Source organism: Burkholderia puraquae, from assembly GCF_002099195.1.
Taxonomy (GTDB): domain Bacteria; phylum Pseudomonadota; class Gammaproteobacteria; order Burkholderiales; family Burkholderiaceae; genus Burkholderia; species Burkholderia puraquae.
Genome location: NZ_NBYX01000006.1, coordinates 22866 through 47799, shown reverse-complemented (window position 1 = coordinate 47799; position 24934 = coordinate 22866). Strand labels below are relative to the sequence as shown.

The following is a 24934-nucleotide window of genomic DNA, read 5'->3' as shown; positions in this document are numbered from 1 at the left end:
TCCATCGCGCGCGTCCCGCCCGGACGCGCGACTACGCATCGCTGCTGCCACAAACCGGCAGGAAGCCCGCGCGGGTGGGGTCTACAATGCATCCTTTCAAATAACTATCAGAAGGCTGCAGGCCCATGACCCACGGGATCCACGGCGAGAAGCGCTGGTACGCGCTGATCGTTCTCTGCCTCGGCGTGCTGATGATCGTGCTCGACAGCACGATCGTGAACGTTGCGCTGCCGTCGATCAGCACCGACCTCCATTTCACCGAGACGGCCCTCGTATGGGTCGTCAACGCTTACCTGCTGACGTTCGGCGGCTGCCTGCTGCTCGGCGGCCGGCTCGGCGACCTGTACGGGCAGCGGCGCATGTTCCTCGCCGGTCTCGTCGTCTTCACGCTCGCGTCGCTCGCATGCGGCCTCGCGCAATCGCAGACGATGCTGATCGCCGCGCGCGCAGTGCAGGGGCTCGGCGGCGCAATCGTATCGGCCGTGTCGCTGTCGCTGATCATGAACCTCTTCACCGAGCCCGGCGAACGCGCCCGCGCGATGGGCGTGTACGGCTTCGTCTGCGCGGGCGGCGGCAGCATCGGCGTGCTGCTCGGCGGGCTGCTGACGAGTTCGCTGTCGTGGCACTGGATCTTCCTCGTCAACCTGCCGATCGGCATCGCCGTCTATGCGATGTGCGTTGCGCTGCTGCCGCGCCTGCGCGCGCCGGCCGGCACCGCGCGGCTCGACGTCGCGGGCGCGATCACCGTAACCGCGTCGCTGATGCTGGCCGTCTACGGGATCGTCGGCGGCAACGAAGCCGGCTGGCTGTCGACGCAGACCGTCGCGCTGATCGGCGCGGCCATCGCGTTGCTCGCGCTGTTCATCGCGATCGAGGCGCGCGCCGCGCACCCGCTGATGCCGCTCACGCTGTTCGCTGCGCGCAACGTCGCGCTCGCGAACGTGATCGGCGTGCTGTGGGCAGCCGCGATGTTCGCGTGGTTCTTCCTGTCCGCGCTGTACATGCAGCGCGTGCTCGGCTACGGGCCGCTGCAGGTCGGTCTCGCGTTCCTGCCCGCGAACCTGATCATGGCCGCGTTCTCGCTCGGGCTGTCCGCGCGCATCGTGATGCGCTTCGGAATCCGCGGCCCGATCGCGGCCGGCCTGCTGATCGCCGCCTGCGGCCTCGCGCTGTTCTCGCGCGCGCCGGTCGAGGGCGGCTTCGTCTGGCACGTGCTGCCCGGCATGACGCTGCTCGGCATCGGCGCGGGCGTCGCATTCAACCCGATGCTGCTCGCCGCGATGAGCGACGTCGATCCGGCCGATTCCGGGCTCGCGTCGGGGATCGTCAACACCGCGTTCATGATGGGCGGCGCGCTCGGCCTCGCCGTGCTCGCGAGCCTCGCGGCCGCCCGCACCGACGCGCTCGCGGCAGCGAACGCCGCGCCGCTCGACGCACTGAACGGCGGCTACCATGCGGCCTTCGCGTTCGGTGCGGCGTTCGCTGCCGCCGCCGCGCTGATCGGCCTCGCGCTGCGCATCCGGCGGCAGGACGCCGTCGAAGGCGTCGGCCCCGCGATGCACTGACCGGCCGGCGGCGTCCGGCGCCGCCGTCGAACCGGGGGCGCGCACCATCGCGCCCTTTTTACGCGCGCCGGGCCCGGCACACGCTCCCGCTCCACCGGGCAGGTCGGCCCGATCGCCGCGTTGGAGCCGGCCAACGCACGCCACCCCGCTCAAACGCCCGTTTTACCTCCGCCGGGGTTGCCTGCCACGCGGGTTTTCGCGACCGATTTTTAACGCAGTCGTACAACGACGCGCCACATTTGCGACAATGGCGGACTTTGACCCACGCGCCGCCGCCGAACGCCGCATAGCCGTCGCCGCACAACCGCCTGCTTCCGATGTCGCTTCCCCATATCGATCTGCTGTACTCGTTGTCCGGCCTGTTCGTTGGCATCCTCGTCGGCCTGACGGGCGTCGGCGGTGGTTCGTTGATGACGCCGATCCTCGTGCTGCTGTTCGGCGTCCACCCCGCGACGGCGGTCGGCACCGATCTGCTGTATGCGGCCGCGACCAAGGCCACCGGCACGCTCGTCCACGGCCTGAAGGGTTCGATCGACTGGCGCATCACGGGCCGGCTCGCGGCCGGCAGCGTCCCGGCCGCGGCCGTCACGCTGTGGTGGCTGCATACGCACGGGATGAATACGCCGGGCACCGCGCGGATGATCCAGCTCGTGCTCGGCGTCGCCCTGCTGCTCACGTCGCTCGCGCTGATCTTCCGGCCGCAGCTCACCGCGTTCGCCGCGCGCAACCCGCTCGCACCGAGCCCCGCGCGCACGCTGTGGTCGACCGTGCTGACAGGCGCCGTGCTCGGCGTGCTCGTGTCGATGACGTCGGTCGGCGCCGGCGCGATCGGCGTGACCGTGCTCCTGCTGCTGTATCCGATGCTCGCGACGACCCGCATCGTCGGCTCGGACATCGCGCACGCGGTGCCGCTCACGCTCGTCGCGGGCATGGGCCATTGGCTGCTCGGCTCGGTCGACTGGTCGATGCTGCTGTCGCTGCTGCTCGGCTCGCTGCCCGGCATCGTGCTCGGCAGCCTGCTGTCGGCGCGCGCGCCCGAACGGCTGCTGCGCAACCTGCTCGCCGCGACGCTCGTCGCGGTCGGCGTGCGGCTCGTGCTCGCGTAAGCGGCGCGGCCGCCCCTTCCTCCGGTTACGCCCCCTCTCCTCCGGCGCATGACGCGCCGGCCCGTCGCCCGCCGCCAATGAAAAACAGCCCGACCGGCCTGCGCCGATCGGGCTGTCGTCCGTCCGGGGCGGCGCAAGCCGCCCACCCCGCTTACTGCCCCTGCTGCTGCAGCTTCTGCTGCTTGAGCTGCTGCGTGCGTGCCTGCAGCTTCAGCACGCGCTGCAGTGCGGTACGGTTCGCGAGGATGCCGTCGTAGAAGTTGGCGAGATCGCCCTTCAGCGCGGTCCGCGACGCGTCGTTCAGGTAGATCATGTGGCCCGACGGGTAGTTCTTGATCGTCAGGTTCTGCGCCTTGAGCGTCGGGTCGAGCGGCATCTGCGCGAGCGTCAGCTCCGTCTGGTGGAACGGCGTGACGGCGTCGAAATAGCCGTTTGCCGACAGCACCTTCAGGTCCGGGTTCACGCTCATCGTCGACGCCAGGTCGCCGGCCGTGTACAGCGTATTGCCGCCGCCCTTGTTCGCGCCGGTCGGATCCGTGTGGCTGAAGTCCCAGTTGTTGAAGACCTGGTCGTTCAGGTCCACGAACGACGACGTCGACGTGTACTTGAGGTCGGTGTTGATGTAGCTGTTCCACAGCACCGTGTACGCGCCGCCGACGTTCGTGATCGACGGATCGTTGCTGCCCGAGTTCGGCAGGATGTACGGCGCGATGCCCTTGCCCGTGAAGTTCGCGCGACCGTCGTACTGGCCGATCTGCGTGCCCGGCACGAGCGTCAGGAAGAACGTGTACGGCGGGTTGTCGTCCGACGACGGCACGTTGCCGAGCGCAGCCGGGTTGCCGAACGTCTGGATCAGCGACGTCGGATCCGTGCCGATGTACGCGCCCATCTGCTGCGCGGTCTGCAGGTTCAGGTTCAGCCGCACGTTCACGAAGCCGCCGTCCTGCGGGTTCGGCTTCTGCGCCAGCGGCGCGAGCGTGTTGTCCGCATAGTTGCGGGCCTGCACCATGTATGCGTCGAGATCGGTCGGCGTCGGGTTGAGCGTCGTCTTCTTCCAGTAGAACGCATCGGCCGCGAGCGTCGGGAACGTGCCCGGCGCGGACAGCGCGTTCGCGTAGTCGAGGATCGACGACTGCAGCGTGATCCCGTTCAGGTCGATGCCGTCCTCATGCAGCACCCACGACACGACCGCGCTGCGCGCGGTGCCGTACGACTCGCCGTACAGGAACTTCGGCGAATTCCAGCGCGAGTACTTGGTCAGGTAGCGCTGGATGAAGCGGTCGATCGAGCGGGCGTCCTGGTCGGTGCCCCAGAAGTCTTTGTTCTTCGCCGGGGCGATCGCCGCCGAGTAACCGGTGCCGACCGGGTTGATGAACACGAGGTCGGTGCGGTCGAGCAGGCTGTCCGGGTTGTCGAGCAGCTTGTACGGCGCGGGCGGCGTGAAGTTCGGGAACGACGACTGCAGGCGCTTCGGCCCGTACGAGCCGAGCAGCAGGTAGACCGACGACGAGCCGGGGCCGCCGTTGTAGAAGAACGTGACCGGGCGCGGCTTCGACGGATCCGGATTGTCCTGCGTGTACGCGACGTAGAACATCTTCGCGTTCGGCGCCGACGTGACCGGATCGATCGTCGTCAGGTGGCCCGTGGTGGCCGTGTACTTGATCGTCTTGCCGCCGATCGTGACCTGGCGGTGCACGACCGCGGCGCCTTCGGTCGAATCCGTGACCGCGTCGTTCGGCCCGGTGCCGTACACGTCGGTGTCGACGTAGGGCTGGTCGGCCGCGGCGGCGGCCGTTGCGCTGGTATTGGCCTGCGTGCTGCCGCTGGACGTTGCAGCCGCGGCGGCAGCCGATGCAGCCGGGCTCGGCCCGTCGTCGCCGCCGCACCCCGTGACGAGCAGCGCCGCGGCCGCTGCTGCGGCGAGCGGCACGCTCAAAGTCGTTCCGAATAGCGCGAAACCGTCTTTCAAGGACTTCCGTGTCGTCATTATTGCCTCTCGAACAGAACGATAAATACCGCCGGTCGCAAAGGATCATTTGCGCCGGCGCTCCGCACCGGGAATGCATTCGTTATGCGACGCATTCCGAGTTTTTTACCGAATCGGCGAATACCGACCGGCATGATTTACCCCACCCATATTTTTTGCGACCGCACAATGGAATCAATTCCATTGCGAACGACAATTCAATAATCCGCAGCAACACGAATTCATTCCATGCATTTGCACACGCACAAAATCGACGGCAAAAACATGCCCCTCAAGGCCCGCCCGACAAGGGCGCCTCGTTTCGAACAGACGAACAGTCCCTCTCGGCGAGATGCCGATTAATCGCAAAATTGCGACCAACCGCGACTCGCGCCGATTTAATAAAATCGAAAGGATCGATTAACTAAACGGAAAGGAATATCTCGTATCTGGAATTTATTAAATTAAGTGAAAATACCGGCGCATATTAGGATCCTGATTTACCGTCGTAAAGTAACAATTTGTTACGGCGTTCGCCATTCGGATAAAAGGCGGTACGGGACCGATTCCACGCCACCCAAAAGAAAAAGCCGGACGGCTGTCCGGCTTCGAGAGGGCGGCGCGGCCGGCGCCGTCAGAGCGGCACGTCGATCGTGCCGGCGCCGGTCGTGATCGCATTCGCGCCCGGCGCGGCCGAGATCGGCGGCAGGTTCGCGCTCGTCAGCGCGGGCGCGGCACCCGGCGTGCCGCCGCGCGGCACCGTGCGGATCACCTGCGACGGCGGCAGCGGCGCGCCGTTCTTCAGGTGCCGCCACATCAGGTTCAGCGCCTGCAGGTTGTAGTAATGAACCGGCACGAAACGCGTGTCGAAGCCCGGCACCGGCAGGAACGCGTCGAAGTGCTGGCCGTTCGTCACCTCGTAGAACACGAGCTGGCTGCGCCCGCGTTCGCTGATGCCGTTCTGCGCGACGTACGCGCGCGATGCGTGGTTCACGGGCACGAGCGCATCGCTGCGGCCCTGCACGATGATCGCCGGCTTGCCCTGCAGGTTCGCGTTCACGCGCACCGCGTCGACGTTCGCGGGCATCCCGAGCATCCCGTTCGTCCAGAGCTGGCGCAGGCACAGCGCGCCCGCGAAGCTCGCATCGGGCGTCGCGAGCCGGTGGTCGACGCCCGCGCCCGTGTTGAACACGAGGCCGATGCCGGCCGTCGGCGGCACACCATTGCCGACGCCGAACACAGCCGGCATCGGCGACGTGGCGGGCGCGGCGACGGCGCCCGTCGCCGGGTTCGTCGTCGCAAAGCTGAAATTGCACAGGTTGTCGGTGACGCGCGAGCGCGTGTAGGCGTTCGCATACGTGACCGCGATCGCCGGAATCGCCTGCGAATCCCACATCGGTGCCTGCAGCAGGTCGGAATCGGCGAGGTAGCCGGCCGCGTGGAGCTGCGCGAGCGCGTCGGCGGCCTGGCTTTGCGTATCGGCACCCGACACGAGCCCGGCCGCGGCGAGCGTCGCACAGCGCTGCGTACGGATCGACTGCGTGGTCGCCAGCGGCAGCGCGCTCAGGTACGGCGCGTCGGCGAGCGACGTCGATGCAGCCGCGCACGGCTCCAGCAGGTTCGCGAGCGTCGCGTAGTCGGCCAGCGGCCGGCCGAACGACGGCACGGGCTGGCCGCCCGAGCGCACGACCGCATTCGGCGCCATCCGCACGTTGATCTGCGGCTCGCCGACCACGACCGCGGTGATCCAGCCTCGGCTGTCCTGCTCGGCCGCCGCGAGCGACGCGCCGCCGCCGTTGCTGACCGACGCGGCGATCGTCGTGATGTCGCCCGCGCGATAGCGCACGCCGTGATGCGAGCCGTCGATCGGCGGTCCGAACTGCTCGTTGAGCGCCCAGTACGCGAACTCGACCGACTGCAGCGTCACGCGCCCCCAGTCCTGCTCGGGATTCTGCTGCGAATGCGCATGCTTGAACGCATAGCGGTTCGGGAAGCGGGAATTGAACGCGGCGAGATCGCCGCTGGTGACGTTCGCGGTGAACAGGCTCGCGGTGCCGGCCAGCACCGCGTTGGCGAGCGTGCCGTCGATCAGCGTGACGGTATCGGAACCGAGTTCGTGCGCGCCGTTGCCGCCGCCCTTGTCGTTGTAGGCAACCGCGCAGCCGCGCTTGAGCGCCCATTCGCCGGCCGCGGAAATCGCGCCGTACACGCCGCGCGAGCCCGACGACGTCGCGGTGACGATGCACGGCTGCGCGGGATTGAAGCTGGCCGGCACCTGCACGAGCAGCGTGACGTTCTTGCTGCCGCTGCCATCGTCGGAATACGCGAGATATTCGGTGCCCGGGATCTTGCCTTCGCCGAGCGTGTCGTTGCCGTCGAGGTCGACGTTCGGCCCCCAGAAGCGGCCGTAGCCGCCGTTCGCGCTCATGTCGACGATCGCGCGGTAGTTCGACCAGATCGCGAGGCGGCGCAGCTCGGCGCTCGTTGGCCGGGCGGCATTCGCGAAGCCGGGGGCGGTCGCCGAGCCAAGGCCCGTCTTGCCGAGGCCGGCCGTCAGCAGGTCGTCGCTCGCGCCGTCATAGGCCGTCGTGCGCACGCTGCCGGACACGAAGCCGGGCAACCGGTTGCGCTCGGCCGAATCGTCGCCGTTGCAGGCGCCGAGTATCGTGACCGCGGCCAGCGCCGCGCCGAAAACCATCCGCCTGCCCCACCCGAGCTTCGTCATCGCCGCCCTCTCGATATCGTTATCGGTCCGCTGCCGCTTCGTGCAGCTTGCGGCCGCTCAAGCGCAAACGGGCCCCGGTACGCCGGGGCCCGCCTGAAAACGGGTGCACGCGGCGCTTGCGCGCCGCCGCCCGGCATTACTGCTGCTGAACCGTCAGCTTGTTCGTGACCGACGTCACGCCCTTCACGCCCTTGGCCGCTTCTTCGGCCTTGTCGATCTGGTCCTGGGCCGGCATCGTGCCTTCCAGCGTAATCGCGCCGCCCTTCGATCGCACGACGAGGTTCGACACGTTCACGCCCGTTTCCTTCGAAATCGCCTTGCGCACCGCGTAGCCAAGCTTGCGGTTCGCCTTCTTCGCGGTTTTCGCGGCGGCCTTCGGCGCGCTGGTCGCGGCCGCCGGCGCTTCCGTTGCCGCTGCATCGCTCGACTGCGCATACACGCTGCCCGACAGACAGGCTGCCACGGCGGCAACGCCCAACGCTCTCAACACGATCGACTTCATGCTATCTCCTTATCACTCCGGAACGGCCGCGCACAGTACGGCCGGATACCCCCAAAAACAGCCGGCCCGCGCGCGAACGGGCGGGACAGCCGGTGTTTTCCACGGCGATACGAGAGAGGCGAGACGGGCTGGCGGCCGGCGCACGCGACAAGCGGGCCGGCCGGGCCGGACAGCCGCCGGCCGGACGCGCCCGGTCTCATTGCGTGCCGGGTCGCGCGCGAATCGGGCGCGGCTGCGTCGCACAATGTAATCCAGCGCCCGCGGAAGCGCAAAGCTTTTGACGCGGGGCCGCCCGCCACTGTCGCCGCGGTGCCGCGCCGGGCCGCCCCACTCGCGCATGCACGGCGAAACCGGGTACCATCGCCGCGAGCATCGGCATCGTCCATGACAACCGTCCGACCGTCACCGATACGTCACGCCAGCGTCGTCCGCCACCCCCATGAAGCCAGCCAGCCCTCGCCCGCCTCGCCGCATCCTCGCCCGCTTCGTCGCGGTGTCGTGGCGCGACCTCGCGCTGTCGATCGGCCCCACCGTGCTGCTCGCCGTCGCGGCCGTCTGGTTCGCGGTCAAGCTGATCCAGCCGGCACCGCCGTCCACGCTCGTGATCTCGTCCGGGCCGCCCGGCAGCACGTACTGGAACGCCGCGCAGAAATACAAGACGATCCTCGCGAAGAACGGCGTCACGCTCGACGTCCAGTCGTCCGAAGGGTCCGCCCAGAACCTCGCGCGGCTGTCGAACCCGAACGCACCGGTCGACGTCGGCTTCGTGCAGAGCGGCATCGGCCCGAAGGAGCGCGACGAACACCTCGTATCGCTCGGCAGCATCGGCTACGTGCCGCTCGCGATCATGTACCGCGGCCCGGTCGTCGCGCGCCTGTCCGACTTCAAGGGCAAGCGGCTCGCACTCGGCGCGGAAGGCAGCGGCGCGCGCGAACTGAGCCTTGCGTTGCTGAAGATGAACGGCATCGTGCCGGGCGGCTCGACCGAGCTGCTGCCGACCGCCGGCGAGGATGCGGCGACCGCGCTGCTCGACGGCAAGATCGACGCGGCGTTCCTGTCCGGCGACTCGACGCAGATCCCGGTGATGGCGAAGCTGTTCCGCGCGCCGGGCGTGCACGTGTATTCGTTCACGCAGGCCGAGGCGTACGCGCGGCGCTTTCCGTACCTGACCGCGATCACGCTGCCGATGGGCGTCTACGATCTCGGCCAGAACCTGCCGCCCGCCGACATCCATACGGTCGCGCCGACCATCGAACTCGTCGCGCGCGACTCGCTGCACCCCGCGCTGTCCGACCTGCTGATCGAGGCCGCGCGCGAGGTGCACGGCCACGCGACGATCCTGCAGCACGCGGGCGAATTCCCGTCGCCCGTCACGCGCGGCTTCCCGCTCTCCGACGACGCCGCGCGCTACTACAAATCGGGCAAGACCTTCCTGTACCGGCGGCTGCCGTTCTGGGTCGCGAGCCTCGTCGACCGGCTGCTCGTCGTGGTCGTGCCGCTGATCGTCGTGCTGATCCCCGGGCTGCGGCTCGTGCCGTCGCTGTACGGCTGGCGCGTGCGCTCGCGCATCTACCGCTGGTACGGCGCGCTGATCGCGCTCGAGCGCAGCGCGCTCGGCGAGCACACGGCCGAGGAGCGCGTGCAGCTGCTCGACGAACTCGACGACATCGAGGAAGCCGTGAACCGCATGAAGATGCCGCTGGCCTATGCCGGGCAGTTCTACGTGCTGCGCGAGCACATCGGCTTCGTGCGCGAACGGCTTACCGCGCACGACCAGGACACGCCGGCCAGCCCGCCGGGCGCCGGCGGCCCGCCGCAGGCACGTGCCGAGGCCGCGCCGCCGGCCGGCACGCCCCCTCGGGCGACTCCCGGTTCCGCGTGAGCAGACGATCCGCGATCATTGCCGCATGCGCGCGCCGCCGCGTAACATGGAGGCCGCCGCCAGGCGCCGCACGCCCCACCCACTGGAGATCGCCATGACAACCGGCCTCGACACTGCCCAGCCCGCCTGGTTCTTCGACTTCGTGTCGCCGTTCTCCTACCTGTTGCTCGAACAGCTCGACAAATGGCCGGACGTGCCGTTCGAGCCCGTCGCGGTGTCGCTGCCCGACCTGCAGCGCCATTGGGGGCAACGCTCGAGCGCCGACGTGCCGGCCAAGCGCGTGTTCACGTACCGTCACGCACTGTTTCGCGCCGAGCAGCTCGGCATCCGCTTCAAGATGCCGCCCGCACATCCGTTCGATTCCGACAAGGTGTTGCGCCTCGCGATCGCGCTGCGCGCCGACATCGCGACCGTGCTGGAAATGTTCCGCTTCATCTGGCACGACGGCAACGATCCGTCGACGCCGGACGGGTTCGCCGCGCTGTGCGAACGCGTCGGCGTCGGGCACGGCGACGAACTGATCGAATTCGAGGAGACGAGTGCGCAGTTGCGCCGCAACACCGACGACGCGATCGCGCTCGGCGTGTTCGGCGTGCCGACGTTCTGGATGAACCAGCAGCTGTTCTGGGGCGAGGACGCGCTGCCGATGGTGCTGTATTGCGCGCGCACGCCGAACTGGCTCGAATCGCGCGAGGTCAAGCGGATCAGCATGCTGCCGAAGGGGCGTGTGTGATCGCCGGTATCACGCCCGCCAACGCGCGGCTGCGGTAAGGTTACGCTTCGCCCGAATCCCCCCAACCGATGGAAGACGACGACCGTACCGCCTCGCTCGATATCTGGCTCGTGCGCGTGTTGCGCACGCTGCTGCTCGAGCGCAGCGTCACGCAGGCCGCGCTGCGGCTGAACCAGACCCAGCCCGCGATCAGCACCGCGCTGCGCAAGCTGCGCGAGACGCTGAACGACCCGATCCTCGTGCGCGGCAAATCCGGGATGGTGCCGACCGAATACGGCGCGTCGCTGCTCGAAGCCGCGTCGCGCGCGCTGCGCGAGGTCGACTTCATCGCGACGCCGCACGGCGACTTCGACCCGTCGTCCGCACGGCGCACGTTCCGCGTCGCCGCGCCCGACTACCTGAACGATTTCTTCATGCCGACGCTGATCGAGCGCTTTCGCGACGCGGCGCCGCATGCCCATCTGGAAATCGATTCGCTGAATCCCGCGCTCGACCACGCGGGCGCGCTCGAATCGGGCGCGCTCGATCTCGTGATCGGCAACTGGCCGAAGCCCGACCCGCAGTTCGCGCGCCAGGACCTGTTCTCCGACACGATCGTGTGCCTGATGCGCGATGCGCACCCGCTCGCGCGCGCGCCGCTCACGCGCGAAGCGTACGCGTCGGCCGCGCACGTCGCGCCGACGCCGTACACCGGCGACAAGCGCAATGCGATCGAGATCGGCCTTGCCCGCGCGCGCCTCACGCGGCGCATCGTGACGACGCTACCGTACTTCGGGATCGTGCCGCAGGTGCTGCTGCAGTCGGACCTGATCTTCACGACGACACGCCGCTTCGCGACGCACTATGCGCAGTTGCTGCCGCTCGTCGTCGTCGCGCCGCCCGTGCCGTTCCCGCGCATCAAGAGCTACCTGCTCACCCATCCGCAGCCCGACCGGCCGACCGACATCGCGTGGCTGTGTGCGCTGATGCAGAGCGTGTCCGACGAGCTGACGGCCGCCCGGGGCCGCAAGCGCTGAGTCACTGCACAAAACGCGGCACGGCCGCTCAGGCCGTGCAGAAGGTTTCCTGCAGATGGATCCAGCGCACGACGCCCGCCGCGTCGCGTTCGAACACGGCAGTCGCGCGACGCGCAGGCAGCTCGCCCGAGGCCGCGTGCTGCGCTTCGAGATAGGTCAGCGTCGCATGCGACGCATCGGCCGCGAGCACGCGGGTGCCCGACAGCGTGATGCGCAGCCCCGGCTTTGCGCCGGCGAGCTTCTCGAACAGCGCGCGCGTACCGTCGTGATCGACTACGCGGCCGTCGGTCAGGATCATCGTGAAATCGGCGGAAAACGCGGCGAGCAGCGCGTCGAGTGCCGCGGGCGCGGTATCGACGCCGGACAGCCAGCGCTCGATGGCGACGAGGCTCGCATCGAGCGTGTCGAGATAAACCTGGTGATCGGACATGGCACGTGCACGGTAAGGCGCGGCCCGATGCCGCGCGTCGTCGTGCAGTGTATGCAAAAACGTGCGGCCCTGCGCTGGCCGCGCGGCGCTACCGCGCGCAGGACACGTCGTCGCGCGCACGCCCCGCTGCGGCGGCCTTCGCGTCGGCCACCGGCATGCCCGAGCGCGCCTGCAGCAGCTCCGCGCATACGGCCACCGCGATCGCGCCCGGCGCCTTGTCGACGATGCCCGCGACGCCGATCGGGCACACCATCTCCACGAGCCGCGCCGGATCGACGCCGCGCGCGGCGAGCCGGCGCTCGAATTTCACACGCTTGGTGCGCGAGCCGATCATCCCGAAGTACGCGTAGTCGCGCCGCCGCATGATCTGCGCGGCGAGCGAGAAGTCGAGCGCGTGGTTGTGCGTCATCACGAGGAAATACGCGCCGGGCGGCGCCGCGTCGACGACGGCCTCCGGCGTGTCGGTCGGCTCCGGCTGCACGTTCAGCGGACATTCGTCCGGGAACAGCTCGTCGCGCGTGTCGACCCACTGCACGACGCACGGCAGCGCGCCGAGCAGCGTGACGAGCGCGTGACCGACGTGCCCGGCGCCGAACAGCACGATGTGCATCGGCGCCGGCGTGCCGGTCGCGCGGTTGCGCTGGCCGGTGCCCGGCGCGAACGCCGGGGTCGACGCGGTGCGAAGCGAGCGTGCAGGGCCGTTCATGTCAGTCTCCGCCGGGCCGCCCCTAGGAGGCTGACCGCCCCCGCGGGGGGCGTCGTGCATGGGACCGGAGCAAGCGCTGAAGCGCCAACTCCGGTCGACAGCAAACGAAGAGCGCGTGGGGGTCGTTTCATCTCAGACTGCCTGACCGGCGCGCGCCGCACGCACCGCGCTGACCGCGCGCAGGATCGACTCGCCGGTCGCCGGCGCGTCGAGCGGCGGGTTCACCTTGTAGTCGCCGACCGCGGCCACCGCATCGCGCACCGCGAAGAACACCGAGAACGGCAGCAGCAGCGGCGGCTCGCCGACGGCCTTCGAACGGTGGATGCTGTCCTCGACGTTGCGGTTCTTGAACAGCTGCACGTTGAATTCCGGCGGCGTGTCGTTCACGGTCGGGATCTTGTACGTGGACGGCGCATGCGTCATCAGCTTGCCGCCCTTGTTCCACCACAGCTCCTCGGTCGTCAGCCAGCCCATCCCCTGGATGAACGCGCCTTCGACCTGGCCGATGTCGAGCGCCGGGTTCAGCGACGCGCCCACGTCGTGCAGCGCATCGACGCGCAGCGTGCGCATCTCGCCCGTCAGCGTATCGATCACGACTTCCGACACGGCCGCGCCGTACGAGTAGTAGTAGAACGGCCGGCCCTGCAGCTTCGACTGATCCCAGTACAGCTTCGGCGTCGCATAGAAGCCGTCGGACCACAGCTGCACGCGCGCCAGATAGGCCTTCGCGATCACCTCGCCGAACGGCACGCTCGCGCCGCCGACCCACACGAAGTCGTTGCCGAACTTCACGTCGGCCGCATCGACCTTGCCGTCGCCGAACTGCTTGGCCGCGAACACCGCGAGCCGCTCGCGCAGCTGGCGCGCCGCATCCTGAGCGGCCTTGCCGTTCAGGTCCGAGCCCGTCGACGCGGCCGTCGCGGACGTGTTCGCGACCTTGCTGGTGTCGGTCGCCGTCACGCGGACCCGGCCGAAGCGGATGCCCAGTTCGTGTGCGACGACCTGCGCGACCTTCGTGTTGAGCCCCTGCCCCATCTCCGTGCCGCCGTGGTTCACGAGCACCGAGCCGTCGGTATAGATGTGCACCAGCGCGCCGGCCTGGTTGAAGTGCGTGACGTTGAACGCGATGCCGAACTTCACCGGCGTGAGCGCGATGCCCTTCTTCAGCACCGTGTTGCGGGCGTTGAACTCGCGCACGCCCGCGCGCCGCGCGCGGTAGTCGCTCGTCGCCTCGAGTTCGCCGAGCAGTTCGTGCAGCACGTTGTCCTCGACCGTCTGCCCGTAAGGCGTCACGTTGCGTTCGGTCTTGCCGTACAGGTTCGCGTAGCGCACGTCGAGCGGATCGCGGCCGAGCGAGCGAGCGATGTCGTCGAGGATGGTCTCGATCGCGAACGCGCCCTGCGGGCCGCCGAAGCCGCGGAACGCGGTGTTCGACTGCGTGTTGGTCTTGCCGCAGTAGCCGGCGATGGCGACGTCGCCCAGCCAGTACGCGTTGTCGAAGTGGCACACCGCGCGCGTCATCACCGGGCCCGACAGGTCGGCCGAGAAGCCGCAGCGCGAGGTCATCTCGAGCGCCACGCCGTCGATGCGGCCGTCGTCGTCGTAGCCGACGTCGAAGCGGTAATGGAAGTCGTGCCGCTTGCCGGTGATCATCATGTCGTCGTCGCGGTCCGGACGCAGCTTCACCGGGCACAGCAGCTTCCACGCGGCGAGCGCCGCGCAGCACGCGAACAGGCCCGACTGCGATTCCTTGCCGCCGAAGCCGCCGCCCATCCGGCGGCATTCGACGAGCACGTTGTGCGACGCGACGCCAAGCACGTGCGCGACGAGGTGCTGCATCTCGCTCGGGTGCTGCGTCGAGCAGTACACGTGCATCCCGTCGTCGTCCTTCGGCACCGCGTACGCGATCTGCCCTTCGAGGTAGAACTGCTCCTGGCCGCCGAGCAGCATTTCGCCCGACTCGCGGTGCGGCGCGACGGCGAGCCGCGCGGCCGCGTCGCCGCGCGCGAGCTTCAGCGGCGGGATCACGTAGGTTTCGGCCGCGCGCGCTTCCTGCGCGGTGAGGATCGCCGGCAGCTCCTCGTAGTCGACCTGGGCGCGGCGCGCGGCGAGCCGCGCGGTTTCGTGCGACGTCGCGACGACGATGAACATCGGCTGACCGACGAACTGCACGATGCCCTTCGCGAGCACCGGGTCGTCGTGGATGATCGGGCCGCAATCGTTGACGCCCGGGATGTCGTCGGCCGTGAACACGGCGACCACGCCCGGTGTCGCGCGCACCGCGTCGAAGTTCATCGACACGATCTTCGCGTGCGGCTTCGCCGACAAACCGAGCGCCGCGTGCAGCGTGCCCGCGACGATCGGGATGTCGTCGGTGTAGGTGGCACGCCCGCTGACGTGCAGGTGCGCGGATTCGTGCGCGCGCGACACGTGGACTTGCGCGGCGTCGGCCTGCGGGTCGAGGGTGCTCAGGAACGGTTCTGCTTGCTGGTTCATGTCCGGTGTTCTCCGTCTTCAGACGCGCGCCGCGCCGGCGCCGGCTTCGGCGGCCACTTCACGCACATTCAGGGCTTGCGGCGGCAGCGGGTCGTGCGGGCGCGTCTCCAGCCAGAATCGAAGCATCAGGTTCTTCGCGGTATCGAGGCGGTACGTGCTCGTCGCGCGCATGTCCGACAGCGGCTGGTAGTCGCGCTCGAGCGCCTGCATCGCGGCCTGCGCGGTGGCTTCGTGCCACTGCGCGCCGTCGAGCACGGCTTCCGTGTGGGTCGCGCGCTTCGGTGTCGCGGCCATCCCGCCGAACGCGATGCGCGGCTCGCGGATCGTGTCGCCGTCCGCGATGAACGCGAACGCCGCGCACACGGCCGAGATGTCGGAGTCGAACCGCTTCGACAGCTTGTACGTGCGGAACTGCAGCTTCTCGCGCGCACCGGTGCGGGTCGGCACCTTCAGGCCGACGACGAATTCGTGCGGCGCCATGTCCTTCTGCTGGTAGCCCGTGTAGAGCGCCTCGAGCGGCAGCTCGCGCACCGTGTCGCCGCCGCGCAGCACCACGCGCGCGCCGAGCGCGATCAGGCCCGGCATCGAATCGCCGATCGGCGAGCCGTTCGCGACGTTGCCGCCGATCGTGCCCGCGTTGCGGATCGGCAGCGATGCGAAGCGCTTCCACATCTCGGTCAGCTCCGGATAGGTGCCGGCGAGTGCCGCATACCCCTTCTCGACCGTCACGCCCGCGCCGATCTCGATCCAGTCGTCGCCGTGCGCGATGTTCTGCAGCTCGGCGATCTGGCCGACGTAGATCAGGTCGTCGAGCCGGCGCATCTGCTTCGTGACCCACAAGCCGATGTCGGTACTGCCCGCGAGGATGCGCGCGTCGGGCCGCTCGGCCTTCAGCGCGGCCAGTGCGTCGAGCGTGCGCGGCGCCGCGAAGCGCGCGCCGCTGATCGTCGTGTAGTCGAACGTCTCGTCGCGCTTGAGCGACGCGAGCGTACGGGCCAGCGCGGCCGTGTCGACCGGCGCCGACGGCGCCGGTGCGTCGAACATCTGCACCGCCGCATCGACGATCGGGCGATAGCCGGTGCAGCGGCACAGGTTGCCCGTCAGCGCATCGGCGATCTCCGTACGCGTCGGCACATCCTTCGCCTTCGCGCACGCGCTGCCGCAGCCTTCGTGGCCGTGCTTCTCGTACAGCGCCCACATCGACATCACGAAGCCGGGCGTGCAGAACCCGCATTGCGAACCGTGGCAGTCGACCATCGCCTGCTGCACCGGATGCAGCGTGCCGTCCGGCTGGCGCAGATCCTCGACCGTCAGCAGCGCCTTGCCGTCCAGTGTCGGCAGGAACTGGATGCATGCGTTGACGGCCTTGAACTCGACCGCGCCGGCGTCGGTCAATTCGCCGACGACGACCGTGCACGCGCCGCAGTCGCCTTCCGCGCAGCCTTCCTTGGTGCCGGTGCAATGCGCGTCCTCGCGCAGGTATTGCAGCACGGTGCGGGTAACGTCCGCGCCGCTGACTTCGCGGATCGCGTGACGATGGTAGAAGCGGATCGGCTCACTCATGTCTCGATGATTCTTCAAATGGGGGCAAGGCGGCCTGCGCAGTGCGCTCGACCGACGTTTTTCTGACAGTTTGCACGCTATCACCATCAAATTCCGCAACCCATAGCCCATCACGCATGGGGCGCATATAACTGCCGCGATATGAGCGCCGGGGCCGCCCGATGGCCTTTCCACATGGCGCTCCCGGCCCCTTCGCAACGCCCCGGCTACCGTCCGTCATCCTTGAAAACAGGTCGCGATTAACTAAATGGTACCTGCGTGAAAACCGGTTCCATGGGAAAATCCCGATTCCCTTTTTCGCCGTCTTCCGTCCGTTTCGTTCATTCGTTCCGACCCCATGTCAACCGATTCCGCCATACCGCCGCGCAGCGGGTTCGCGGTCACGCTGCAAATCGTGTCCGTCGTCTGCTTCACGTTCATCTGCTACCTGACCATCGGCCTGCCGCTCGCGGTGCTGCCGGGCTTCGTCCATGACGACCTCGGCTTTTCCGCGATCGTCGCGGGCGGCGCGATCAGCGTCCAGTATTTCGCGACGCTCGCGTCGCGGCCGCTCGCCGGGCGCCTGGCCGATACGCTCGGCCCGAAGCAGACGGTGCTGCGCGGGCTGGTCGGTTGCGGCGTGTCGGGTGTGCTGCTGCTCGTCGCGCTGCTGCTCGCGCACTGGCCGGTCGCGAGCCTCGTGCTGCTGGTCGCGAGCCGGCTCGTGCTCGGCGTCGGCGAGAGCCTGTGCGGCACCGGCGCGATCCTGTGGGGCATCGGGCGGGTCGGCGTCACGCACAACGCGAAGGTGATTTCGTGGAACGGCATCGCGACCTACGGCGCGCTCGCGCTCGGCGCGCCGGTCGGCGTCGCGATCGCGCACACGCTGAATCCCGCGCTGATCGGCGTGATCGTGATCGCGCTGGCCGCGACCGGCTTCTACCTCGCGCGTCTGATCGCTTCCGTGCCGCTCGTGCACGGCGAACGGATGTCGTACGCGAGCGTGTTCACGCGCGTGCTGCCGCACGGCCTCGGCCTCGCGCTCGGCTCGGCCGGCTTCGGCTCGATCGCGACCTTCGTCACGCTGTACTACGCGGCGCGCCACTGGCCGAACGCCGCGCTGTCGCTGACTGTGTTCGGCACGCTGTTCATCGGTGCGCGCCTGCTGTTCGCGAACACGATCAAGACCTACGGCGGCTTCCGCGTCGCGATCGTGTCGTTCGCGTTCGAATGCTCGGGCCTCGTGCTGCTGTGGCTCGCGCCCGTGCCGCACGTCGCGCTCGTCGGCGCCGCGCTGACGGGCTTCGGCTTCGCGCTGATCTTCCCGGCGCTCGGCGTCGAGGCCGTCGCGCTCGTGCCGCCCGCGAGCCGCGGCGCGGCGCTGTCCGCGTACTCGGTGTTCCTCGACCTGTCGCTCGGCATCACGGGCCCGCTCGCCGGCTACGTCGCGGGCGCGTTCGGTTATCCGCAGGTGTTCCTGTTCGCGGCGGTGGCGGCTGCCGCGGGCGTCGCGCTGTCGATGATGCTGTACCAGCGGCAGGCGCGAGTGGCGGGGAGCGGCGCGGCGGCCTAAAGACAAAAGAAGACAATGATCGGCGAACGCTGTTCGGAATGCGTTCGCGAACCATCGCCCGCAAGACAATGACGCCCGCTTTTGCGGGCGGTCAAAGACCTCACTGAATCGCCCTGCTTCGAGGCGTTACCCGAGGGTCGTCACAAAGCCTTTGACATCCGCCTCGGCAAAGGGGAGCCAGTTCGATATCAATCTGATACAAGTCTAGCGTTCCGTCGCGCTTCCGCACCATGTCATTAGTGAATGTCTTCTTTTCGACAATGATGTTTTCATTCTTGATTCCTAGTTGCTTTAGATATGCGACCGCCCCCATGGCACGCTTATCTTTAATCAGTTCGCCGCTCCGCTCTTTCGTATAAGCGCCGGATATTACGACGGCCTGAATTTCAACGCCCGGCCATTTTTTTGCCTCGATTACTGCGTCGGCAATTCTTAGCCTGTCGGCATTAGAAACGTCGATGCTGTTGAGCGGCAACGGGATTCGGACCGATTCCCCTATCGTACATGCGTGTGAGGGAGTGATGCCAACGTATGCGAATAACGCGAGCATGGCCGATGCGCTCCGGATGATATCTTTGATGTGGGCCTTCATTCCATGACCTTCCTATCGAAGGTAGCAACGTATCCCGTAATACTATCCACATTTCGGATCGCGCTATCGGGATTGCTCATTGCAAAAATTCTCAATCCGGATTCCGCATCGGAATACGCAATATCGTCGGAATTGAAAGTGTCGATATAGTGCGTGCATTCATGGATGAGTGTTTTGACCTTCGCTGCCGTCCACAAGTCGCCGTTTGAAATCTTACAGAACTTCGAATAGATGGCAATGATTCGTTTTTCGGAGTCTGGCTTGCATACTGCAGCCGTATTGCTGCCGCTGTCGGGTACAACGCCACAGGTGAGCCGCTTGTTCATGGTGTCATCCCATCGAACAATTTTCTCAGGAACAAGCTCTTGCATCGCGTTGAGCAGCTTCGGAAGCCCGATTTCCAGGGTTGTCCGGATGTCGTCGTCGGCACGGCCGAAGTAGAGACGGGCACGCGCCTGCTCCGCTACGTTCCACGTCGTCACGCCCGCGATACGTTGTTGTATCAACGAAATCGCCGCATCGCGGGCCAGTCTGTAGGTAGGCGGCGCAGATGGCGGCACATAGATCGGATCGAACAGGCCCGCAATGCTCTGCCCATCGCGTACGTGAATGCCCCACGAACTGCGCAGCGTTTCGGGAATGCGGTCACCGTTGCTCAGCCGGCTGCCGACCAACGCGAACGGCTTGCCCCCGCTATGGTTGTTTCCCGCGCCGTCGATGATCGCGGCCTCGCTGCCGTCGTCATAGGTCACTACATCGCCAACACAGGCGACTTCCAATCCAGCCAAGGTCCGGCCGCTGGTTGCTGTGATGACGCGTCCGCCGCGTTCCGTGAGTGCGCCAACGGTGGCGAAAAGATGGGTCGGTGCTTGACGTTCGTTTTTCATCCGGCTTCCCTGTCTCAGTAAATGAAATGGCTGCCTGGAGACGCTATTCCAGATAAGAAACGTGGATCAATCGGACGAATATGATCTGTTGGCTATAACAAATGTGAATTGTTCTGTTTTACTGACGGAATCAACTGAGTTCAAAATTACGCCGGTGGATCGGTGCGGTAGCTTGAATACGTGATGGAACACTTTCCCCACCCGGGCGTCTCCTTCCGGATGGAACGCCGGGCAGCTGCTCGCGGATGCTCGGCACTCAGCCCCCCCGGGTCACGCCGTCCGGAGAAACAACCGCCGCGTCAGGTCGAACGCGACCAGGTTGCCGGCCACCACCAGCAGCAACCCGACCACCGCGAGCGGCGACCACTGGTAGCCCTCGAACACCGTCGACACAGCCAGCGCGACGATCGGGAACAGCACCGTGCAGTACGCGGCACGCTCCGGCCCGATCCGGCCGACGAGGGTCAGATAGGCGGTAAAGCCGATCACCGAGCCGGGCACGGCCAGGTAGACGAGTGCGCCGAGATAGCGCGGGCTCGTGTCGAGCGTGAACGGCAATCCGGCCACCGCGCTGCCGACGGTCAGGATCGTTGCACCGATCAGCATCGCCCAGCCGTTGGTCACGAGCGGGTGCAGCCCCATCGACTGCATCCGGCTCGACAGCAGGTTGCCGGCCGAGAAGCACATCGTGCCCGCGAATGCGATCGCGAGCCCGGTCCAGGTCGCGTGATCGTCGAGATGGCCGGCCATCTGCTGCCAGAACAGGCACGCGATGCCGGCCAGCCCGAGCAGCGCACCGGCGATCGCCGACGGCCGCAGCGGACGGCCCATGAACAGCCGGCCGTTGATCGAGTTCAACAGCGGCGCGGTCGAGAAGATCACCGCGACGAGGCCGCTCGGCACGACCTGCTCCGCGTAATAGAAGCACAGGAAGTTCAGGCAGAACAGCGCGAAGCCCTGTGCCAGGAGAAAGCGCCACGCTTCACGCGGCGGGCGCACCGGCCGGCGCATCACGCGCAGCAGCGCGAACAGCACGGCGGCTGCGAGCCAGAAGCGCCATGCGATCGATACGGGCGGCGGCACGGCGCCGAGCTGCCACTTGATCGCGATCCAGGTGGTGCCCCAGATCAGCACGGTGACGAAATAAAGCGACAGGTTCATGGCGGCAACGATCCAGAAAACGGGTGAAACGGGATCCCGACTATGCCGCCGGGCGGCGCGCGCCGATTGTCCGGAATTGCGGTCTTTTTCGGGCCGCCGCACGCGGCGCCGCGCCCCCGCTTATACTCGGCCCATCATGAGCCTCTCCCTTTCCGCGCCCCCCGTCGACCACCCCGCCGCCCTGGCCGGCGGCGATCTGCCGTTCGGCCTGCAGTCGGTCTGCCGCACGCTCGCCGACGCGAACGCGACGCTCGAGCGCTTCGCGTGGCTCGGCGACCATCTCGCGATCGCCGAATGGACGCGGATCACCGACGAAAGCGAGACGGTCTACGAGCAGCCGGGCCACCACACGCTGTCGTGCTACCTCGACGGCGGTTACCGGACCGAGCGCCAGCGCGTGCCACGCTACGGCGCGCCGAGCCTGCTGTGCGCGCTGCCGGGCGACCATGAATCGCGCTGGTGGGTGCGCGGCGAGATGCACTTCATCCACCTGTATTTCCTGCCCGAGCACTTCACGCAGCGCGCGATCCGCGAACTCGACCGCGAGCCGCGCGAGCTGAAGCTCGCCGACCGCACTTACTTCGAGGATGCGCGCGTCGCCGCGCTGCTGCGCTCGCTCGCGCTGGACGGCTGGGACGATGCCGACGAACGGCTGCGCGTGAACGAGACCGCGCACGAAGTGCTGAGCCTGCTGCTGCGCGGGCAGAGCACGACCCGCACCGACACGTCGTTCCGCGGCGGGCTCGCGCCGGCCGTACGCCGCCGCGTGCGCGACTACATCGACACGTACCTGACCCAACCGCTGACGCTCGGCGAACTCGCCGACGTCGCCGCGCTGTCCGAATACCACTTCTCGCGGATGTTCCGGCTGTCGTTCGGCCGGGCGCCGCACGCGTGGGTGGCCGAGCAACGGCTGGCGCGGGCGCGCGAGCTGCTGCGCACGACGGCGCTGCCGCTCGCGCAGATCGCGGCCGACTGCGGCTATGCGAACGCCGGCCACTTCAGCCATCGCTTCCGCGACGCGCACGGCACGACGCCGAATACGTACCGGCGCGCGATGCAGGGCCGCTGAGCGCGGCCCCTTCCCTCGCTTTCCCGCTTACGCGCCGCGCCGCGACAGTTCCTGTTCGAGCGCCGCGACGCCGGCCGGCAGGTCGACCGGCACCTTCAGGTCGACCATCGTGCGGCCGAACGCATGCAGCGTGCGGAACAGGTTGTGTTCGCGGCACTGCTCGCCCATCTGCCCGATCCGCACGATCGGCAACCCGAACGAGCCCGAAATCTCGACCTGGTACTGCTTCGAGATGTGGCCGCAGACCATCCCCGGCGTAAGCCCTTCCGGCGTCTCGATCCCGACCACCGAATTCAGCCGGCAGTCCTTCGGCGCATAGAGCTTGAGCCCCATCGACTCGACGCCCGCCTGCAGCGCGAGCGAGCAGCGCAGGTGGCGCGCGAAGCGGCTTTCGAGCGTCTCCGCGCACACGAGGCGCAGCGCTTCGTGCAGCGCGAGCACGCCCGACACGGGCGCCGTGTAGTGATAGCCCGCGTTGTGCCAGAAATTTTCCGCGAGCGCCATGTCGAGGCACCAGTGCGTGTTCGGCTCGGAGCGCTGCTTCATGCGCTCCCATGCGGCGTCGGAGAACGCGATCAGCGACACGCCCGGGATCGACGATAGCCCCTTCTGGCCGCCGGTGATCACCGCGTCGATGCCCCACGCGTCCATCTCGAGCGGCATCGTCGACAGCGTGCACACCGCGTCGACCACGACCAGCGCGCCGGCTGCCTTCGCGAGCGCCGCGATGTCGCGCAGGTCGCGGTTCCACACGGTGTTCGACGTCTCGCCCTGCACGATCGTGACGATCTCGGGCCGCTCGCGCGCGATCGCGTCCGCGATCTCGTCGAGGCTTGCGACCGCACGGTCGGCCACTTCGAGCGTCGCGACGTCGGCACCGACGCGCGTGGCCATCTCGGCCATCCGCGCGCTGAAGAAACCATTGCGGATCGACAGCACGCGCGTACCGCGCCACGCGAGGTTCGAGATCGCCATTTCCATCGCGGCCGAACCGGGGCCTGCGACGCCGAGCACCCACTTCGTGCGGGTCTGGAATACATAACGCGCCATCTCCTTCACCTGCTCGATGATCTTCGCCATCGTCGCGCCGAGGTGGTTGATCACGATCGTGTTCGCCTTCGCGACGGCGGCCGGGATCGGAACCGGGCCGGCCCCCATCATCAGCAGCGGTTCTTCGGGCAGGATCGCGTCGAGCGGCACGACGACGGGACAGGGAATCGGCGAGTAATCGATGGACATGGCTGGTAAAAGGTGAGGAAAGGAAGTGCACGGACGCCCGCCGCGCAGCATGGCGAACTGATCGATCATTCCGCGTTCCGCCGCCTCGCGCAAGAGGCACGCGCGGCCGGACAGTGCAACGGTGGCCCGGTCGCCGCACCGGGCCACCCAGCCGTGCGCCGGCTGCAGGCCGGTCATCCGGATTGAAAAAGGATTGCCAGCCAGGTTGTGAAACGGTTCCATTGGTGCGTCAAGCGCACGATTTTCTCCGCCAATAACACCGCGATTCGCCAACGACGCCGGTTCAGCGCGACTTCTGTATCGAACGAAATAGACCGGATCCGCCATGAAAATCTCCGCACGGAATCCGATATGCAAAACTATCGCACCGGCGAAAAACATCTATTATTTCAGCATGTATTGGGGAACGCTTCCGCTCAATACCGGTAAAAAACCGCCAGAACAGTTTGCAACTTATTGATTAACATGACAAATATTCATGCTCGGCATACTTATTCGAATACCCTGCCGCCTTTGAACGGCGGGCATGCGAGACAGCGTACCGTTTAACGCGTTACTCCCGATTTAGATTTTCCGCAACCCGCCCCTTTTCTCAGGTTGACGGATATCGCTTCTGTATTGAACAATCGTCTGCGGAATCGAAAAAAACGATTTTTCGATACGAGTAAGAACTGGGTGCCGCGCGATGCGCTTTTGGGGTTGCGCGGCGAAAAACCACAACCATAATCAATCAACCGGGCCAGAAATACGCAAGCCATGAACCAGATTCAGACCATGCGTGTATTCGTCTGCGTCGCCGAGCAGCAGAGCTTCCGGCGCGCGGCGCACCATCTCGGCGTGTCCAATGCACTCGTCACGCGTTCGATCGCGATGCTCGAGGGCCACCTGAACACACGGCTGATCCACCGCACCACGCGCAACCTGTCGCTCACCGAGGCCGGCGTGCGCTACCTCGACGGGTGCCGTGCGCTGCTCGAGGAATTCGACCACCTCGAATCGTCCGTCGCGCATGCCGTGCGCGAACCGGCCGGCACGCTGCGCGTCGTCGTGTCGGGCCTGCTGTCGCCGCTCGCGCTGACGCCGCTCGTCAGCAGCTTCCGGCACCGCTACCCCGAGTTGCGCGTGCAGCTGACCGTCGCCGAGGGGCCGCTCGACGTGCTCGATTCGGGGTACGACGTCGGCATCGTCACGGGCAACCGGCTCGACGGCAACCCGACGCTGATCGGCCACGCGCTCGCACCGAACCCGTTCGTCGCGTGCGCGGCGCCGGCCTATCTCGAGCGACGCGGCGAGCCGCGCGTGCCCGACGACCTGCCTGGCCACGACTGGGTCACGCTCGCGCCGCACCAGCATGCGCCCGCGTGGCAACTGGTCGGCCACGACGGCGTCGCGCATTCCGTCACGGTGCGCCCGGCCTGCACGGTCAACCAGCTCGCGCTGGTCCATGCGGCCGCCGTGGCCGGCGCCGGGATCGCGGTGCTGCCCGAGCCGTGCGTCGCCAACGCGCTCGCCAGCGGCACGCTCGTGCGGCTGATGGCCGGCTACCGGATCGACGATCCCGACACGCAGTTGTCGCTCGTCTACCCGAACCGCCAGTACGTGCCGGCCCGGACGCGCAGCTTCGTCGAGCACGCGCTCGACCACTTCAGTGCGCAGCCGGCCCGCGAACGGACCGACTACGGCTTCCTGCGGCCGTCGCGCGGGCCCGACCGCTCCGACATCGTCACGGGCCTGCAGTAAA

Annotated in this window: 19 protein-coding genes; 8 read left to right on the top strand and 11 right to left on the bottom strand. The window is 67.5% G+C overall.

The annotated features are described in order from the left end of the window. The first annotated feature begins 125 nt into the window (after positions 1 to 125). Positions 126 to 1565: a DHA2 family efflux MFS transporter permease subunit gene (locus B7G54_RS13875; RefSeq protein WP_085039591.1), complete on the top strand. Its 1440-nt coding sequence runs from the start codon at positions 126 to 128 to the stop codon at positions 1563 to 1565. A 317-nt stretch (positions 1566 to 1882) separates the two neighbouring features. Further along, a complete protein-coding gene (locus B7G54_RS13870; protein WP_085039590.1) occupies positions 1883 to 2671 on the top strand; it encodes a sulfite exporter TauE/SafE family protein in 789 nt (262 codons plus the stop codon). A 151-nt stretch (positions 2672 to 2822) separates the two neighbouring features. Here B7G54_RS13870 and B7G54_RS13865 read toward each other — a convergent pair whose 3' ends face one another. From B7G54_RS13865 to B7G54_RS13850, 3 genes are all read right to left on the bottom strand, one after another. Beyond that, entirely contained in the window at positions 2823 to 4658 is a 1836-nt protein-coding gene (locus B7G54_RS13865; RefSeq protein WP_085039589.1) for a S10 family peptidase, read from the bottom strand. Between the two features lie 613 nt (positions 4659 to 5271). Further along, positions 5272 to 7362: a D-(-)-3-hydroxybutyrate oligomer hydrolase gene (locus B7G54_RS13855; protein ID WP_085039588.1), complete on the bottom strand. Its 2091-nt coding sequence runs from the start codon at positions 7360 to 7362 to the stop codon at positions 5272 to 5274. 136 nt (positions 7363 to 7498) lie between these two features. After that, positions 7499 to 7864, bottom strand: a complete 366-nt coding sequence (locus B7G54_RS13850; protein ID WP_085039587.1) for a BON domain-containing protein — start codon at positions 7862 to 7864, stop codon at positions 7499 to 7501. A 439-nt stretch (positions 7865 to 8303) separates the two neighbouring features. Here B7G54_RS13850 and B7G54_RS13845 point away from each other — a divergent pair, with 439 nt between their 5' ends. The 3 genes from B7G54_RS13845 (at position 8304) to B7G54_RS13835 (ending at position 11495) form a co-directional block, all read left to right on the top strand. Further along, positions 8304 to 9746, top strand: a complete 1443-nt coding sequence (locus B7G54_RS13845) for a TAXI family TRAP transporter solute-binding subunit (protein WP_085039586.1) — start codon at positions 8304 to 8306, stop codon at positions 9744 to 9746. A 94-nt stretch (positions 9747 to 9840) separates the two neighbouring features. Continuing rightward, positions 9841 to 10479: a 2-hydroxychromene-2-carboxylate isomerase gene (locus B7G54_RS13840; RefSeq protein WP_085039585.1), complete on the top strand. Its 639-nt coding sequence runs from the start codon at positions 9841 to 9843 to the stop codon at positions 10477 to 10479. A gap of 68 nt (positions 10480 to 10547) precedes the next feature. Continuing rightward, positions 10548 to 11495 carry a LysR family transcriptional regulator gene (locus B7G54_RS13835; protein WP_085039584.1) on the top strand — a complete coding sequence of 316 codons (948 nt, stop codon included), beginning with the start codon at positions 10548 to 10550 and terminating at the stop codon, positions 11493 to 11495. A gap of 28 nt (positions 11496 to 11523) precedes the next feature. Here B7G54_RS13835 and B7G54_RS13830 read toward each other — a convergent pair whose 3' ends face one another. The 4 genes from B7G54_RS13830 to xdhA form a co-directional block, all read right to left on the bottom strand. Next, the gene (locus B7G54_RS13830; RefSeq protein ID WP_085039583.1) at positions 11524 to 11925 is read right to left on the bottom strand and encodes a polyketide cyclase; all 402 of its coding nucleotides are present in this window, start codon (positions 11923 to 11925) and stop codon (positions 11524 to 11526) included. Positions 11926 to 12013: 88 nt separating this feature from the next. Then, complete coding sequence (gene xdhC, locus B7G54_RS13825; protein WP_085039582.1) at positions 12014 to 12631, bottom strand: xanthine dehydrogenase accessory protein XdhC; 618 nt, start codon at positions 12629 to 12631, stop codon at positions 12014 to 12016. Between the two features lie 132 nt (positions 12632 to 12763). Continuing rightward, positions 12764 to 15127, bottom strand: a complete 2364-nt coding sequence (gene xdhB / locus B7G54_RS13820; protein WP_085039581.1) for a xanthine dehydrogenase molybdopterin binding subunit — start codon at positions 15125 to 15127, stop codon at positions 12764 to 12766. A gap of 18 nt (positions 15128 to 15145) precedes the next feature. After that, positions 15146 to 16690 carry a xanthine dehydrogenase small subunit gene (xdhA, locus tag B7G54_RS13815; RefSeq protein ID WP_085039580.1) on the bottom strand — a complete coding sequence of 515 codons (1545 nt, stop codon included), beginning with the start codon at positions 16688 to 16690 and terminating at the stop codon, positions 15146 to 15148. A 337-nt stretch (positions 16691 to 17027) separates the two neighbouring features. On the opposite strand from xdhA, the gene B7G54_RS13810 reads away from it, so the two are divergent. Further along, on the top strand, positions 17028 to 18242 hold the full coding sequence (locus B7G54_RS13810; protein ID WP_085039579.1) for an MFS transporter: 1215 nt from the start codon (positions 17028 to 17030) through the stop codon (positions 18240 to 18242). A 100-nt stretch (positions 18243 to 18342) separates the two neighbouring features. On the opposite strand, the gene B7G54_RS13805 is transcribed toward B7G54_RS13810, so the two are convergent. From B7G54_RS13805 to B7G54_RS13795, 3 genes are all read right to left on the bottom strand, one after another. Further along, positions 18343 to 18834 carry a hypothetical protein gene (locus B7G54_RS13805; RefSeq protein ID WP_085039578.1) on the bottom strand — a complete coding sequence of 164 codons (492 nt, stop codon included), beginning with the start codon at positions 18832 to 18834 and terminating at the stop codon, positions 18343 to 18345. Further along, complete coding sequence (locus B7G54_RS13800; protein ID WP_085039577.1) at positions 18831 to 19721, bottom strand: PAAR domain-containing protein; 891 nt, start codon at positions 19719 to 19721, stop codon at positions 18831 to 18833. Before B7G54_RS13800 ends, B7G54_RS13805 begins: the two co-directional genes overlap by 4 nt. A gap of 270 nt (positions 19722 to 19991) precedes the next feature. Next, positions 19992 to 20882, bottom strand: a complete 891-nt coding sequence (locus tag B7G54_RS13795) for a DMT family transporter (protein WP_085039576.1) — start codon at positions 20880 to 20882, stop codon at positions 19992 to 19994. A gap of 136 nt (positions 20883 to 21018) precedes the next feature. On the opposite strand from B7G54_RS13795, the gene B7G54_RS13790 reads away from it, so the two are divergent. Beyond that, positions 21019 to 21954, top strand: coding sequence for a helix-turn-helix domain-containing protein (locus tag B7G54_RS13790; protein WP_069247267.1), 936 nt, complete (start codon positions 21019 to 21021; stop codon positions 21952 to 21954). A 27-nt stretch (positions 21955 to 21981) separates the two neighbouring features. On the opposite strand, the gene B7G54_RS13785 is transcribed toward B7G54_RS13790, so the two are convergent. Continuing rightward, entirely contained in the window at positions 21982 to 23193 is a 1212-nt protein-coding gene (locus B7G54_RS13785) for a pyridoxal-phosphate-dependent aminotransferase family protein (RefSeq protein ID WP_085039575.1), read from the bottom strand. A gap of 756 nt (positions 23194 to 23949) precedes the next feature. On the opposite strand from B7G54_RS13785, the gene B7G54_RS13780 reads away from it, so the two are divergent. After that, entirely contained in the window at positions 23950 to 24933 is a 984-nt protein-coding gene (locus B7G54_RS13780; RefSeq protein ID WP_085039574.1) for a LysR family transcriptional regulator, read from the top strand. Position 24934 lies beyond the last annotated feature (1 nt).